The 14,263-nt window shown below is 73.4% G+C and carries 14 protein-coding genes; 1 reads left to right on the plus strand and 13 read right to left on the minus strand.

Annotation, left to right across the window (positions count from 1 at the left end; translation table 11 throughout):
• Nucleotides 1–14 precede the first annotated feature (14 nt).
• The 3 genes from ACI790_RS10375 to era are packed head-to-tail and all read right to left on the minus strand — an operon-like array spanning nucleotide 15 to nucleotide 2,759.
• On the minus strand, nucleotides 15–779 hold the full coding sequence (locus ACI790_RS10375) for an isoprenyl transferase (RefSeq protein WP_456569706.1): 765 nt from the start codon (nucleotides 777–779) through the stop codon (nucleotides 15–17).
• A complete protein-coding gene (gene recO, locus ACI790_RS10380) occupies nucleotides 769–1,563 on the minus strand; it encodes a DNA repair protein RecO (RefSeq protein WP_456569707.1) in 795 nt (264 codons plus the stop codon). The genes ACI790_RS10375 and recO overlap by 11 nt, the downstream gene beginning before the upstream one ends.
• Nucleotides 1,560–2,759: a GTPase Era gene (gene era, locus ACI790_RS10385; RefSeq protein WP_456569708.1), complete on the minus strand. Its 1,200-nt coding sequence runs from the start codon at nucleotides 2,757–2,759 to the stop codon at nucleotides 1,560–1,562. Before era ends, recO begins: the two co-directional genes overlap by 4 nt.
• A 171-nt stretch (nucleotides 2,760–2,930) precedes the next feature.
• On the opposite strand from era, the gene ACI790_RS10390 reads away from it, so the two are divergent.
• Nucleotides 2,931–3,518 carry a hypothetical protein gene (locus ACI790_RS10390; protein WP_456569709.1) on the plus strand — a complete coding sequence of 196 codons (588 nt, stop codon included), beginning with the start codon at nucleotides 2,931–2,933 and terminating at the stop codon, nucleotides 3,516–3,518.
• On the opposite strand, the gene ACI790_RS10395 is transcribed toward ACI790_RS10390, so the two are convergent.
• The 10 genes from ACI790_RS10395 to ACI790_RS10440 form a co-directional block, all read right to left on the minus strand.
• Nucleotides 3,515–3,847, minus strand: coding sequence for a cytidine deaminase (locus ACI790_RS10395; RefSeq protein WP_456569710.1), 333 nt, complete (start codon nucleotides 3,845–3,847; stop codon nucleotides 3,515–3,517). The two genes, ACI790_RS10390 and ACI790_RS10395, sit on opposite strands and share 4 nt — an antisense overlap.
• 6 nt (nucleotides 3,848–3,853) lie before the next feature.
• Nucleotides 3,854–5,209 (minus strand): hemolysin family protein, encoded by a 1,356-nt coding sequence (locus ACI790_RS10400; protein WP_456569711.1) that lies wholly within the window; start codon nucleotides 5,207–5,209, stop codon nucleotides 3,854–3,856.
• A 13-nt stretch (nucleotides 5,210–5,222) separates the two neighbouring features.
• Nucleotides 5,223–5,726 carry an rRNA maturation RNase YbeY gene (ybeY, locus tag ACI790_RS10405; protein ID WP_456569712.1) on the minus strand — a complete coding sequence of 168 codons (504 nt, stop codon included), beginning with the start codon at nucleotides 5,724–5,726 and terminating at the stop codon, nucleotides 5,223–5,225.
• A 5-nt stretch (nucleotides 5,727–5,731) separates the two neighbouring features.
• The gene (locus ACI790_RS10410) at nucleotides 5,732–7,945 is read right to left on the minus strand and encodes a PhoH family protein (protein ID WP_456569713.1); all 2,214 of its coding nucleotides are present in this window, start codon (nucleotides 7,943–7,945) and stop codon (nucleotides 5,732–5,734) included.
• A gap of 136 nt (nucleotides 7,946–8,081) precedes the next feature.
• Complete coding sequence (locus ACI790_RS10415) at nucleotides 8,082–8,903, minus strand: enoyl-CoA hydratase/isomerase family protein (RefSeq protein ID WP_456569714.1); 822 nt, start codon at nucleotides 8,901–8,903, stop codon at nucleotides 8,082–8,084.
• Nucleotides 8,904–8,963: 60 nt separating this feature from the next.
• Entirely contained in the window at nucleotides 8,964–9,323 is a 360-nt protein-coding gene (locus ACI790_RS10420; RefSeq protein WP_456569715.1) for a histidine triad nucleotide-binding protein, read from the minus strand.
• 79 nt (nucleotides 9,324–9,402) lie between these two features.
• Nucleotides 9,403–10,122, minus strand: coding sequence for an ABC transporter ATP-binding protein (locus ACI790_RS10425; RefSeq protein ID WP_456569716.1), 720 nt, complete (start codon nucleotides 10,120–10,122; stop codon nucleotides 9,403–9,405).
• Nucleotides 10,119–11,939 carry a branched-chain amino acid ABC transporter ATP-binding protein/permease gene (locus tag ACI790_RS10430; protein ID WP_456569717.1) on the minus strand — a complete coding sequence of 607 codons (1,821 nt, stop codon included), beginning with the start codon at nucleotides 11,937–11,939 and terminating at the stop codon, nucleotides 10,119–10,121. Before ACI790_RS10430 ends, ACI790_RS10425 begins: the two co-directional genes overlap by 4 nt.
• The gene (locus ACI790_RS10435; RefSeq protein ID WP_456569718.1) at nucleotides 11,939–12,814 is read right to left on the minus strand and encodes a branched-chain amino acid ABC transporter permease; all 876 of its coding nucleotides are present in this window, start codon (nucleotides 12,812–12,814) and stop codon (nucleotides 11,939–11,941) included. The genes ACI790_RS10430 and ACI790_RS10435 overlap by 1 nt, the downstream gene beginning before the upstream one ends.
• A gap of 135 nt (nucleotides 12,815–12,949) precedes the next feature.
• Nucleotides 12,950–14,128 carry an ABC transporter substrate-binding protein gene (locus ACI790_RS10440; RefSeq protein WP_456569719.1) on the minus strand — a complete coding sequence of 393 codons (1,179 nt, stop codon included), beginning with the start codon at nucleotides 14,126–14,128 and terminating at the stop codon, nucleotides 12,950–12,952.
• Nucleotides 14,129–14,263: the final 135 nt, after the last annotated feature.

The following is a 14,263-nucleotide window of genomic DNA, read 5'->3' on the forward strand; positions in this document are numbered from 1 at the left end:
GGAGAGCGCTGGTCTCAGGCGGTGCCGAACCGGCGCTGCCGGGACGCGAACTCCTCGCACGCCTGCCACAGGTGCCGGCGGTCGAAGTCGGGCCAGAGGGTGTCCAGGAAGACGAACTCCGCGTAGGCCGACTGCCACAGCAGGAAGTTGCTGGTCCGGTTCTCCCCGGAGCTGCGCACGAACAGGTCGACGTCGGCCATGTCCGGCTCGTCGAGGAAGCGCGCGACGGTGCGCTCGTCGATCTTGTCGGGGTTCAGCCGGCCGGCCGCGACCTCCCGGGCGATGGCGGCCGCCGCGTCGGCGATCTCGGCCCGGCCGCCGTAGTTCACGCACATGGTGAGGGTCAGGACGTCGTTGTCCTTGGTGAGCTCCTCGGCGGCCTCGAGCTCCTTGATCACCGATCGCCACAGCCTCGGCCGGCGACCGGCCCAGCGCACCCGCACGCCGAGCTCGTGCATCTCGTCCCGGCGGCGGCGGATGACGTCGCGGTTGAACCCCATGAGGAAGCGGACCTCGTCGGGGCTGCGCCGCCAGTTCTCGGTGGAGAAGGCGTAGGCGCTGATCGCCTTGACGCCCAGCTCGATGGCGCCCTCGACGCAGTCGAACAGCGAGGACTCCCCCGCCTCGTGCCCGGCGGTGCGGGGCAGCCCGCGCTGCTTGGCCCAGCGGCCGTTGCCGTCCATCACGATGGCGACGTGCTGGGGCACCTTGTCCTTCGGCAGCTGCGGCGGGCGCGCGCCGGACGGGTGCGGGCTGGGGGCCTTGACCTCACGCCTCACTCAGCAGGCTCACTTCCCGGCGCGGTGCCGACGGATCGGTTCGGTCGACCAGCGGCAGCGAGCGCAGCCCGCGCTCCAGGTGCCACTGCAGGAGGGCGGCCACCAGGCCGCTGCCCTCACGCCGGTTGATGCCCTGGCTGGCCTCGGCCCGGCCCCAGTCACCGGTGAGCAGCGCGTCGAGCAGCTCGATGGTGACCGGGCTGGGCATGGCCGAGCCGGTCGGCCGGCAGGCGGGGCAGACGGTGCCGCCCGCGGGGACGGAGAAGTGCCGGTGCGGGCCGACCTCGCCGCAGCGGGCGCAGTCGGCCAGCGCCGGCTCCCAGCCGGCCACCGACATGGCCCGCAGCAGGAACGCGTCGAGCACCAGCGTCGCGGGGTGGGTCTTCTCCCCCAGCGCGCGCAGCGCACCGACCACGAGGAGGAAAAGCCGCAGCGAGGGCTCCTTCTCCTCGGCGGTCAGCCGGTCGGCGGTCTCCAGGACGGCGGTGCCGGCGGTGTAGGCCGGGTAGTCGGCCACGATCTCCTGGCCGTAGGAGCGGATCGACTCCGCCTGGCTGACGATGTCGAGGTTGCGGCCGGTGTACAGCTGCAGGTCGACGTGGGTGAACGGCTCCAGCCGGGCGCCGAACTTGCTCTTGGTGCGGCGCACGCCCTTGGCCACCGCGCGCACCTTGCCCTGCCGACGGGTGAGCACCGTGATGATCCGGTCGGCCTCACCGAGCTTCTGGGTGCGCAGGACGATGCCCTCGTCCCGGTAGAGCGCCTTCGGCGTGTGCGCGCTCAATAGCCCAGCCTGTTCAGCTTCTTCGGGTCGTCCTGCCACTCGCCCAGCACGGTGACGTGCAGCTCCAGGTGCACCCGGGCGTCCAGCAGCGTCTCCATGCCCGCCCGGGCCTCGGTGCCGATCGCCTTGATGATGTTCCCGCCCTTGCCCAGCAGCATCGGCTTCTGGCTCGGCCGCTCGCAGTGCAGCAGCGCGTGCACCTCCACGAGCTCGCCCCCGGCGCGCTTGGGGTCGGGTCGCCGGTTCATCTCCTCCACCGTGACGGCGAGGGAGTGCGGCACCTCCTGGCGCACCTTCTCCAGCGCCGCCTCGCGGATCAGCTCGGCGATCTGCCGCTCGACGTCCTCGTCGGTGGTCTGCTCCTCCGGGTACAGCGGGGGGCCCTCGGGCAGGAGCTTGATCAGCAGGTCCTCGAGCAGCTCGACCTGGTCGCCGCCGACCGCGCTGACCGGCACCACCTCGGCGGCCTCGACCAGCCGGCTGGCGGCCACGAGCTGCTCGGTGACCTGCTTCTTCCCCGCGGCGTCGGTCTTCGTGACGACCACGACCACCGGCGCCGTCACCTCGGCGAGCTGTCGGGCGATGAACTTGTCGCCGGTGCCCACGGGCTGGTCGGCCGGGATGCAGAAGACGATCACGTCGACGTCGGAGAGGGTGTCGCGGACGACGTCGTTGAGCCGCTTGCCCAGCAGGCTCTTGGGCTTGTGCAGCCCCGGGGTGTCGACCAGCACGAGCTGCCCGCCCGGCCGGTGGACGACGCCGCGGATGGCGTGCCGGGTGGTCTGCGGGCGGTTGCTGACGATGCCGACCTTCTCGCCCACCATCGCGTTGGTCAGCGTGGTCTTGCCGGCGTTGGGACGCCCGACCAGCGCGACGAAGCCACTGCGGTACGGCTGGTCAGGGACGGTCACGGCAGCCAGTCTCCCACCGGCGGCCGACATCCCCGCGCGGCGGACTCCCGACGCGCGAGCCGCGGGCCCGTCGCCGAGCAGCGGTTCCGACCAGGGGCGGCCGATCCGGTCGCGGCGGACGGCGGCGAGCCGGCCGAGCACGCGGACGCCGGCCACGGCATCGCCCAGCAGCCGGCGACCGACCTCGCCCCAGGAGCCGGCCGGCCCGCGGGCGGGACCGGTGCCGGAGCGCCCCAGCCGCTGCAGGACGAGCAGGAGCAGGAGGAGGAACAGCAACGTCGTCACGCCCTCGACGATCCGCCCTCCCCGCTCGGTCCGGAAGTGGCAGGGACGACGTCGTGCGCAAGGAACCTGCCGGAGCCCGACCGGCCGTGCCCGGAGGTCCCCGGCGCCGCCGGGCCACCGGCACCGGGTCGCCGCACCGGGTCGCCGGCGGGAGCTGGGATGATCGTCGCCGTGCCAGGACGTGAGCGGAACCGGGCCCGGCCGCCCCGTGCGGCGGCGGACCGCGAGCGGCGGCTGCACGTCGAGCAGGTGCGCGGGCACCGCTTCGTCGTCGGCTGGGGACCCAGGCGCTCGGCCACCGTCGTCCCCGCTCCGCTGCGCTACTGGCAGTACCGCCCCGCGGGCCTGGTGGCGCTCGGCCTGGCCGTGGTCGTCGTCGCGGCCTGGATGGCGCTCTTCGCCTGGCGCGGCGGCTGGCCCGCCGCGCGGGAGGAGCTGCCGCTGGCGCTGGCCGCGGGCGTCGTCGTGTACGCCGTGAACACCCGCCGGGTGACGGTGTCCGACCACGGCCTCTCGTTCGACGTCGCCGGCACCCGGACCGACGCGTCGTCGGTGATCCCGTCGGCGCTGGTGCGGGACGTCCGCACCGGCCGGCCGCCGGCCGGCTGGCCGAGCCCGGCGAAGCGCGGCGGCTGGTGGCCGGGGCGCACCCGCGTCGCCGTCCGGTACCGGACCGACGACGGCGAGCAGGCGCTCACGCTCTGGGCGCGGGACCCCGCTGCGTTCGCCGAGGCCCTCGGCGTGCCGCCGACCCGTTAGACCGAGGTGCGCAGCACGCCGTCGGGGCCGGCGAGGTGGACCGGCGCGGCGGGCGTGAGGTCGCGGACGGCGGCCAGCCCCTCCTGCTCCACGGCGTCGGCGGCGGAGACGACCACGGCGGCCTCCAGCCCCTCGACCCCGCTGGAGACCGCAGCCGCGACGGCGGCCTGCAGCGCCGAGAGCCGCAGGGAGGGCAGCGCCACGCTCGCCGCCACGTAGGTGCGGCCGTCGGTGTCGCGCACCGCCGCGCCCTCGGCGGCGCCGGTCCGGCCGCGCGCCGACCGGGCCAGGGTGACGAGCTTCGCGTCCTCGGGGTGCAGTTCAGCCACGGTGCGTCAGCCTTCCACGGCGGCCGGCAGCTCCGCGCGGGTGGCCCCGGACGGCTGCCGCTCGTCGGTGTGCTCCTCGCCGTCCTCCGACGGCTCGGGCAGCCGGCAGACCAGCAGGGTGTCGATCCGGTTGCGGCGGCCACCGGTGCTCTCGGCCACCAGGCGCAGCCCGCTGACCTCGGCCGCGGCGCCCTCGATCGGCACCCGGCCGAGCTCGCGGGCCAGCAGGCCGCCGACGGTCTCGACGTCGTCGTCCTCGGGCAGCTCGACGTCGAACAGCTCCGCGAGGTCCCCCACCGGGAGCCGGGCGGTGATCCGCACCGAGCCGTCGGCCAGCTCCTCGACCGGCGGACGCTGGAAGGCGTCGTGCTCGTCGGCGATCTCACCGACGATCTCCTCGAGGATGTCCTCGATGGTCACCAGCCCGGCGAAGCCGCCGTACTCGTCGACCACGATCGCGATGTGGATCCGCTGCGCCTGCATGTCGCGGAGCAGCTCGTCGACCGGCTTGGACTCCGGCACGAAGGTCGGGGTGCGCATCAGCTCCTCGACGCGGGGCCCGCGCTGGTCGGGGCTGTGCTGCGACCGCCGGACGAGGTCCTTGAGGTAGACGACGCCGACGACGTCGTCGACGTTCTCGCCGATGACCGGGATGCGGCTGAAGCCGCTGCGCAGGGCGAGGGCGAGGGCCTGCCGGACGGTCTTGGTGCGCTCGATCCAGACGACGTCGGTACGCGGCACCATCACCTCGCGGGCGATGGTGTCACCCAGCTCGAACACCGAGTGGATCATGTTCCGCTCGCCGGACTCCACCACCCCGCGCTCCTCGGCCATGTCGACCAGCTCGCGCAGCTCCACCTCCGAGGAGAAGGGGCCGTCGCGGAAACCGCGGCCGGGGGTGATCGCGTTGCCGACAAGGATCAGCAGGGTGGCGACCGGGCCGAGGACCCGGCCGAGCAGCCGGACGACGCCGGCCGTGGCCAGCGCCGTGCCGTAGGCGTGCTGCCGCCCGAGCGTGCGGGGACCGACACCGACGAGCACGTAGCTGACCACGGTCATGACGCCGGCCGCGGCCAGGACCGCCTGCAGCGTGCTGTCCCACAGGTCGAAGAAGAGCAGCGCCACGATGACCGTGGCGACCATCTCGCAGACGATCCGCAGCAGCAGGAGCAGCGAGACGTGCCGCGCCCGCTCGGCGACGATCTGCTCGAGCGCCGCCGCGCGCTTGACGCCGTCCCGGCGGAGCTCCTCGACCCGGGCCTTCGAGACCCGCTGGAGAGCCGCCTCCATCGCGCCGAACAGACCGGCGAGCGGAACCAGGCAGATGGCGACCACCAGACCGGTGATCGCGGCCGCGGTCACTGCTGGGTCTCGGTCATCGGGGACCGGTCTCCTGACCTGCCGGCGCACCGGTCACCGGCTCGCGCGGAGCGGCGCGCCACGCGTCGATGAGCTTCGACTGGAGACCGAACATCTCCTTCTCCTCGTCGGGCTCCATGTGGTCGTAGCCCAGCAGGTGCAGCACGCCGTGGGTGGCCAGCAGCACCAGCTCGTCGTCCATGGTGTGCCCGGCGGCCCGCGCCTGGCGGACGGCGACGGTGGGGCAGAGCACGATGTCGCCGAGCAGCGCCGGACCGGGGTCGGGATCGTCGGGCCGCCCGGTGTCGAACTCGTCCATGGGGAAGGCCAGCACGTCGGTGGGGCCCTTCTCCCCCATCCACCGCTCGTGCAGGCTGCTCATGTAGTCGGCGTCGACGCACAGCACCGACAGCTCGGCCATCGGGTTGATCTTCATCTCGCCGAGGACGAACCGGCAGATGCCGGCCAGCTCGGCCTCGTCGACGGCGATCTCGGACTCGTTGGAGACCTCGACGGGCACGGTGGTCAGCTCCCCTGTCGGCGCGGGCGGGTCTGCCGGACCGGCGCGCCACCGGCCGGCCGGGACGTCACGGCGGGCTGCCGGGTGGCGTCCCAGCGCTCGTAGGCGTCGACGATGTGGCCGACCAGCCGGTGCCGGACGACGTCGGTGCTGGTCAAGTTGGCGAAGTGCACGTCGTCGATCCCGTCCAGGATCTCGCGGACGATCTTGAGGCCGCTCTGCGCGCCGCCGGGGAGGTCGACCTGCGTGACGTCACCGGTGACCACGATCTTGGACCCGAAGCCGAGCCGGGTGAGGAACATCTTCATCTGCTCGGCAGTCGTGTTCTGCGCCTCGTCGAGGATGACGAACGCGTCGTTGAGGGTGTTGTGCGTGACGAGGAAGTCGTCCGTCACGTACAGCGAGTCCTGCGCTGCCACCTGGATGCACATCGTCTCCACCTCGCCGACCGGCTCGATGCTGTGGATGAAGCGCATCGGCCGGCCACCGCCCGTGGCGTCGTAGATCTGACGCTTGCGCGCGAGCCGGAACGGCTGCACACCGGCGGGCAGTCGGATGTCGAGGATGTGGGCCGCGTGCCGGTGGTGGACCGGACGACCGAGCGCCAGGCCGGGACGTCGGCCGGCGGCGGCACGGGTGCGCGAGGTGACCACGCCGCCCAGCGAGCGGACCAGGAACATGACGTCGTCCCGCAGCCGCTCGGACGTCGTCGTGTACTGGACGCGACAGGTGCGGCCCCGCTGCTGCACCGGGCCGCCGTCGGAGTCCAGGAGCCCCTGCAGCAGGGCGGTCCGGACCTCGGCCGAGTTGTGCGAATACACCCAGGGCACGAATTTCGTCTCGGGCCGCCGGCCCGCCAGTCCGAGCTCACGGATGGCCTCGGTCACCGGGTTCGCGATGCGCAGACCGCCCCGGCCACCGTCGACGTGGTGCAGGACGTAATCAGGCCCGGCCTTGTGCCGTACCTCGATGCCCTCGAGCGCCGACTCGAGCGCAACGGCCAGTTCGGGATCCGCCGTCGAGAAGGACGGGGTGGTGGACGTCGTCAGGCAGCCGTCTCCGAGCAGCAGCCCGAGCGCGTAGGGGTCGAGCGGCACCTCCTGCGGCTCGAATTCGACCGGGGCGACGAGCGGCAATTCGTACCGGTGGGCATGCGCGCCCCAGCGCAGGTTGCCGAGCATCTCCTGCGTCTCGAGGGTGCGGGTCTTCCCTCGACGTCGGTCGTCGGGCGTCGTCACGGTCCACAGGTGTTCGCCACAGGCGAGCGTCGATGCGCCGTCCTGCGTGGTCACCCGGTAGACCGGCTTGCGGCCCTGCGGGTAGACGCCGAGCACCGGAGTCGGCAGGCCGTCGGACCCGACGACGAGATCACCGATCTGCAGCGTGCCGATCGGCATGAACCCGTTCGGGGTGAGGACGGCCGCATCGTACGGCTGCGCCCGGCCCCGCATGTAGGCCAATGGCGCCACTTCGATCGTTCCGGACTGCATGAGCCGCGGGATCGACTCCGGGTCGACCATGTCGTGCAGCGCGTCGTACAGCGGCCGCAGGTACGGGTCGATCTTCTCCGACAGCGTGCCGGGCAGGTAGCCGAGCCGCTCCCCCGCCTCGACGGCGGGCCGGGTGAGGATGATCCGGTTGACCTGCTTGGTGGTCAGCGCCTGCACCGCCTTGGCCATGGCCAGGTAGGTCTTGCCGGTACCGGCCGGGCCGATGCCGAAGACGACGGTGTGCGTGTCGATGGCGTCGACGTAGCGCTTCTGGTTCAGCGTCTTCGGCCGGATCGTGCGGCCGCGCCGGCTGATGATGTCGAGGCTCAGCACGTCGGCCGGGCGCTCGGAGCCGCCGGACCTCAGCATCGCGATGACCCGGCGGACCGAGTCGGGGCGCAGCTGCTGGCCGGTGCCCAGCAGCGCGATCAGCTCATCGAAGACCCGGACGGCGAAGGCGTTGTCGGCCGGCTGCCCGGTGACGGCGATCTCGTTGCCGCGCACGTGCACGTCGGCGTCGACCTCGGCCTCCACCAGCCGGAGCAGCTCGTCGGCGGACCCGAGCAGCGCGACCATGGGCACGCTGTCGGGCACGGTGAGGGTGGCCCGGACCGCGGCGGGGACGGCGCCCGCCGCGCTTCCGGTGGACGGGGCGGGCGGACCGGCGAACGCGCCGTCCGCGGCGGCGGCCTGCGCCGATGCCTCACGCGACGTGGGGGCACCTGGCACGGGGACGTTCGGGGAGGTGTCGGGCAAGAACCCTCGACCCTGCCTTCCTGCGACGGCGGTGTGCGGGAGACGCACGAGTGGACCCGCTCGACTCTACCCGCGCGCGACGACCCGAATCGCGGCTCGCCCGGACGGGTCAGCGGCCGGTGTAGCCGGCCTTCCCCGGCCCGTCGGTCAGGAAGGACGCCACCGCCCCGCGCAGGTCGTCGGTGGCGAACAGCGCCCCGGAGATCTCCGGGACCAGGGTGTCGGCTGCCCGGGCGCCCTCGCGGACGGCGACGGAGGCCAGCCGCTTGGTCGCCGCGTGCGCCACGGTGGGGCCGGCGGCGACCCGGTGCGCGTACGCGCGGGCCGCGTCGGCGAAGCCCTCGTCGGGGAGCACCCGGTTGACCACGTTCCAGCGCTCCAGGACGGCGGCCGGGTAGCGCTCGCCGGTGTAGACGAGCTCCTTGGCCCGGGCGGGGCCGGCGCGCTCGGCCAGCCGCTGCGGCCCGCCCATCGAGGGGGTCAGGCCCACGACGATCTCGACCAGGCCGAAAGACGCCTTCTCCGCGGCCAGCAGGATGTCGCAGGAGAGCGCCAGCTCGAAGGCGGCGGTCAGGCACAGCCCGTGCGCGGCGAAGACGGTCGGGACCGGGAGGTCCTCGAACGTGTTGGCCACCCGCAGCAGCCGGGCCCACAGCTCCCCGCCGACCCGGGCGGGCTCGGGGCCCTCGGCGATGTCGCGGAAGTAGGTGACGTCGACCCCGCCGGAGACCACCTTGCCGCGCGCCTCGACCAGCACGGCGCGGGCCCGGTCGGCCCGCGACGGATCGGTCAGCGCGACCAGCTCGCCGGCCACCGTCTCCAACGCGTCGAACGTCGCGGCGTCGAAGAGGTTCAGCGGGGGGTTGTCCAGGACGACGACGGCGACGTCCCCGTCGCGCTCGATGCGGAGGGGTGCGGTGCTCTCGGCCATGCCGTCACCCTCTCAGCACACCGGTCCGGCCGCACGGAGGCCCCGTCCCGGGAGGCCGGCTCAGCCGGGCGGCCAGCCCAGGTCGCGGCCCCCGAGCAGGTGCAGGTGGACGTGGTGGACGGTCTGCCCCGCCGCCGGCCCGGTATTGGCCACCAGCCGGTAACCGGGCTCGGCGCCGTCCCCGGCCACCAGCCCCTCCTGCCGGGCCACCGCGTGCGCGGCGGCCACGACCTCGCCCATCAGCGCGGGGTCGGCCTCGGCGAGCGCGCCGGCGGTCGGGTGGTGGTCGGTGGGGATCACCAGCACGTGCGTCGCGGCCTGCGGGTTGATGTCGCGGAAGGCGAGCACCCGGTCGGTCCGGTGGACGACGTCGGCGGGGATCTCACCGGCGACCATGCGGCAGAAGAGGCAGTCGGTCACGCCGTCGACCCTAGCCGGACCGGCCCGGGCCGTCCCGGGACGCCGGTGGCGGACCGCCGGCGTCCCGGAACCGCAGCCGTCAGCCGCTCTCGACGCCCAGGTAGGCCTGCACGATGCGCTCGTCGGCGAGCAGCTCGCCGGCCGGGCCGGAGTGCACCACCTCGCCGCTCTGCAGCACGTACCCGTGGTCGGCGGCGCGCAGCGCCCGGCGGGCGTTCTGCTCCACCAGCACGACCGTGGTGCCCGAGGCGCGGATCTCCTCGATGACGCGGAACACCTCGTCGACGATCTTGGGGGCCAGCCCCATCGACGGCTCGTCCATGAGCATCACCTTCGGCCCGGCGACCAGGGCGCGCGCGATGGCCAGCATCTGCTGCTCGCCGCCGGACAGCGCGCCGGCCGGCAGCGCCCGCCGCTCGGCCAGCACCGGGAACCGGTCGTACATCGCGTCGACGGAGCGCGCCCCGCCGGCCCCCGAGTGCCACGTGCCCATCTGGAGGTTCTCCTCGATGGTCAGCGTGGCGAGGATCTGCCGCCCCTCGGGCACCTGCACCAGCCCGCGGCCCACCAGCTTGTGCGCCGGCGTGCGGGTGATGTCCTGGCCCTCGAAGGTGATCCGCCCGCCGGCCGGCCGCAGCATGCCGGAGACGGCGTTGATGACCGAGGACTTGCCGGCCCCGTTCGCCCCGACCAGCGTCACCAGCGAGCCCTGCTCCGCCCGGAAGGAGACGTCCCGGACGGCCTCGACCCGCCCGTACGTGACCCGCAGGTCCTCCACGGTGAGGATGGGGTCGCTCATGTCGCATCCCTCGGGGTGGTGTCCGGTGTGTCCAGGGTGCCGGCGGCGCCGGGCCGCAGGTTGGTGACCGCGTCCGGGGGCGCGTCGTCGGCCCCGACCGCGGTCGCGCCGGCGCGGGCCGTCCCGGAGCGCGGGCCACCGTCCGCGTCGTCGTCGTCCGAACCGAGGTAGGCCTCGATGACTGCCGGGTCGGCGGCGATCGCGTCCGGCGCACCGCTGGCGATCACCTCGCCGAAGTTGAGGACGACGACCCGGGTGCAGGTCTGCAGGACCATGCCGACGTTGTGCTCGATGAACAGGATGGTCAGCCCGTCCTGCGCCAGCGACCGGATCAGCTCCGACAGCCGCGACGCCTCGACGTGGTTCATCCCCGCCGCCGGCTCGTCCAGGATCAGCAGGGACGGGTCCGACGCCAGCGCGCGGGCGATCTCGAGCCGGCGCTGGTCGCCGTAGGACAGGGCCTCGGCCCGGGTCGAGGCCAGCGAGGTCAGCCCGACCCGCTCCAGGCAGCGGGCCGCCTGCCGCAGCGCGGCCTGCTCGTCCCGGCGCGCCGACGGCAGCCACAGCAGCCGCCGCAGGAAGGTCGGCCGGCTGACCAGGTGCGCGCCGACCAGAACGTTCTCCAGCGCCGACAGCCGGTTGAACAGCTTCGAGTGCTGGAACGTCCGGCTCACCCCGGCCGCCGCGATCCGGTGCACGGGTGTGCTGCCGACCGCTGTCCCGAGCACCGTCGCGCTGCCCGAGCTGGGCGGGACCAGGCCGCTGATCATGTTGACCAGCGTCGTCTTGCCCGCCCCGTTGGGCCCGATCAGCCCGACGACCTCCCCGGCCCGGATCTCCAGGTCCACGCCGCGGACGGCGTGCACCCCGCCGTACTCCTTGCCCAGGCCGGCGAGGGTGACCACCGGCTCGCCGGCCGCCGGGTGGCGACGACCGGCGAGTCCGGTGGCGTCGTCGTCGCCCGTGCCGGAGGGCATGCGGCTCCGGCGCGGGATGAGGCTGGCCAGGCCACCGGGCAGGAAGAGGATGACGACCAGCAGCAGCAGGCCGGCGAGGAACGGCCGGATCCAGCCGGCCTCCACCCCGACCGCCCGCTGGATCTCCGGGACCAGCGTCTGGAACCCGCTGCCCAGCAGCGGCCCCAGGAACATCGTGGAGCCACCGACCACCGCGGTGACCAGCCCCTCGACGGCCGCCGTGAAGTCGAAGTCGTTGGGGGCGATGAGCCGGACGTAGTAGGCGTAGAGGACGCCGTACAGCCCGGCGACGGCGCCCGCGGTGACGAACGCTGCGAGCCGGTGCCGCCCGACGTCGATGCCCATCGAGCGCGCGGCGAGCTCGTCCTCGCGGATGGCCTCCAGCGCGCGGCCGTAGCGGGACCGGCCCATCCGCCAGAACCAGTAGGCGACGAGCGCCAGCGCGGTCCACGCCATGCCGACGGTGAGGATGCGCGGCACGCCGAGCCCCTGCGCGCCGCCGGTCCACCCCTGGTTGAGCAGCACCACCCGGACCGCCTCGGCGAACCCGAGGGTGGCGATGGCCAGGAAGACACCGCGCAGGTGCATGGTCGGCAGGCCGAGGACGACGGCGGCGAGCGCGCCGACCGACATGCCGATCGCCACGGCGATCAGCAGTGCGGGAACCTCCCCGACGTCGGCCCCGCTGGGCGCCAGGTAGGCCCCGGAGAACGCCGCGAGGGCGGCGAAGCCGGCCTGGCCGAGGCTGAGCTGCCCGGCGATCAGGACGGCGTAGAAGGAGTAGGCGAAGATCGCCCCGAGGGCGATGAAGGTCAGCGTGGTGGCGTACTGGTCCAGCATCAGACCTCCCGGACCTTCCGCGCGCCGAGCAGCCCCTGCGGGCGCAGCAGCAGGATCACGAACAGCAGGCCGAAGGCGATCACGTTCACCCAGGACGAGCCGATGTACTGGACGGCGAACACCTCGGCGAGGCCCAGCAGCAGCCCGCCGATGAGCGCGCCGGGCAGCGAGCCCATGCCGCCGACGATGATGACCGCCAGGCCCTTGAGCTCGATCGCCGCGCCCATGCCGAGCTGGGCGGTGTTCACGTTGATGGCGAACAGCACGCCGGCGACCGCGCCGAGCGCCGAGGAGATCGCGAAGGTGACCGCGGTGACCCGGTCGACGTTCACCCCGAGCACCCGCGCCGCCGTCGGGTTCTCCGCGACCGCGCGCATCCCCCGGCCCAGCCGGGTGCGGGTGACCATGTAGGTGAGGCCCACCATGAGGGCGAGGGAGACCCCGAGGATCACCACCTGCACGAGGGTCACCTGGGCGCCGAACACCTCGTACCGGGTGTCGGGGAACGAGCCCGGCGGGAACCGGCGGGTGTCGGGGCCGTAGCGCCACTGCAGCAGCGCGATGAGCATGCCGGCGAGCGCGATCGAGGAGATCAGGCCGGCGAAGTGGGCGTCGGGCCGGTTCTTGAGCGGCCGGAACGCCACGCGCTCGATGACCAGGCCCAGCACGGCGCCGAGGACGAACACGATCGGCAGCGCGGCCCAGAGGGACAGCCCGCCCCGCTCGACCAGCTCGATGCCGACGAAGGCGGAGGCGGCGAAGACCGCTGGGTGCGCGAGGTTCAGCCGGTCGAGGATGCCGAAGACCAGCGTGAAGCCGATGGCGAACAGCGCGTAGATCGAGCCGATGAAGATGCCGTTGAGGAGCTGCTGCACAGCGTTGCCTGTTCTCGTCGTGGGTGCCCGGGCACGGTAGCCGACACGTGGCCGGGGGCCCGGTCCGAGGACCGGGCCCCCGGTGGGGTCGCAGCGCGGCGCCGGCCGGTCACCCGGCCGGCGCCGCGTGCCGGCTCACTCGAGGACGGCGAACTGACCGTTCTCGACGACCTGCACGACGGCCGGGTGGTCGGCGTCCCGGTTCTCGTCGATGGAGAACTCACCGAGGACCGTGGGCACGTCCTCGATCTCGCCGAGCGCCTCCTTGATGCTGTCCCGCTCCGCGGAGCAGTTGGCGCGCACGGCCTGGTCGACCAGCTTGAGCCCGGTGTAGGCCTGGGCGGCGAACTGGTCGGGCTGCGCGCCGTACTCGGCCTCGTAGGCCTCGAGGAACGCCTGGTTCTCCGGGTTGTCGGAGGAGGAGTTCCACGCGGCGCCGACGACGACGCCCTCGGCCGCCTCGCCGGCGTCGGCCATCAGCGTCGGGTTGTTGAACCCGTTGCCGCCGATGATCGGCACCTCGATGCCGAGCTCGCGGGCCTGGGTCACCAGCGGCACGGCGGCCTCGATCAGCGCCGAGACCACCAGCGCATCCGGGTCGCTCTGCTGGGCCTGGGTCAGCAGGGCACGGAAGTCGGTGTCGGACTTGGAGAAGGTGATCGTCTCGGTGACGTTCACGCCCTCCTCCTCCAGCGCGGCGGCGAACGCCTCGTAGCCGGACTCGGTGAAGGCGTCGTCGTTGCTGTACATGACCACGACGTCCTCGAGCCCGAACTGCTCGGTCGCCTGCGCGACCGTCTGCGGGATCACCGCCTGCTCGGTGAGCGAGTCGCGGAAGATGTAGTCGCCGATCTCGGTGACTCCCGCGGCGGTGTTGGAGATGCCCAGCACCGGGACCCCGGCCTCCTGGGCGATCGGGTCGGCCTGGACGGCGGCGTTGGACAGCGTGGGCCCGATGATCAGGCTGACGCCGTCGGAGACGAACTCGTCGAACAGCGTGATGGCCTGGCGCGGATCGGTCTGGTCGTCCTCGATCGTGAGGTCGTAGGTGACGCCGTCCTGCTCCGCGAGGTCCGCGGCGGCGAGCTCCAGGCCGCGCTGCTGGGACTCGCCGTAGCTGGCCGCCGCACCGGTCAGGCTGAGCACCGCGCCGATGGGCACCTCGCCCTCGATGGTGCACGACTCGCCGCTGCCCTCGCCGGTCAGGCCGCCGGAGGCGGAGGAGTCGCCGCCGCCGGAGTCGCCGGAGGAGCAGGAGGCGAGGAGCAGCGCCGCGGCGCCGGCCGCGGCAACGGTGTAGAGCTTGGTGCGCATGTCTCTCCCTTGTCGAGCACGACGACCACGCGGGCCCCGACGAGGCGGCCGCGCGCTCCCGGGGGCGGACGGGGCCTGCCCGTGCCACCCGGGCATCGTGGGCCGACCGAGGCCGGTCGGCCGGTTACGGCCGTC

It is taken from the genome of Blastococcus sp. SYSU DS0539 (genome assembly GCF_054050855.1).

What these genes read in the sequence shown, in the direction of transcription:
- ACI790_RS10415 (WP_456569714.1), bottom strand. Translation starts at nt 8,903, where the DNA reads ATGGCCGAGAGCACCGCACCCCTCCGCATCGAGCGCGACGGGGACGTC.
- ACI790_RS10430 (WP_456569717.1), bottom strand. Translation starts at nt 11,939, where the DNA reads ATGCTGGACCAGTACGCCACCACGCTGACCTTCATCGCCCTCGGGGCG.
- ACI790_RS10440 (WP_456569719.1), bottom strand. Translation starts at nt 14,128, where the DNA reads ATGCGCACCAAGCTCTACACCGTTGCCGCGGCCGGCGCCGCGGCGCTG.
- ACI790_RS10425 (WP_456569716.1), bottom strand. Translation starts at nt 10,122, where the DNA reads ATGAGCGACCCCATCCTCACCGTGGAGGACCTGCGGGTCACGTACGGG.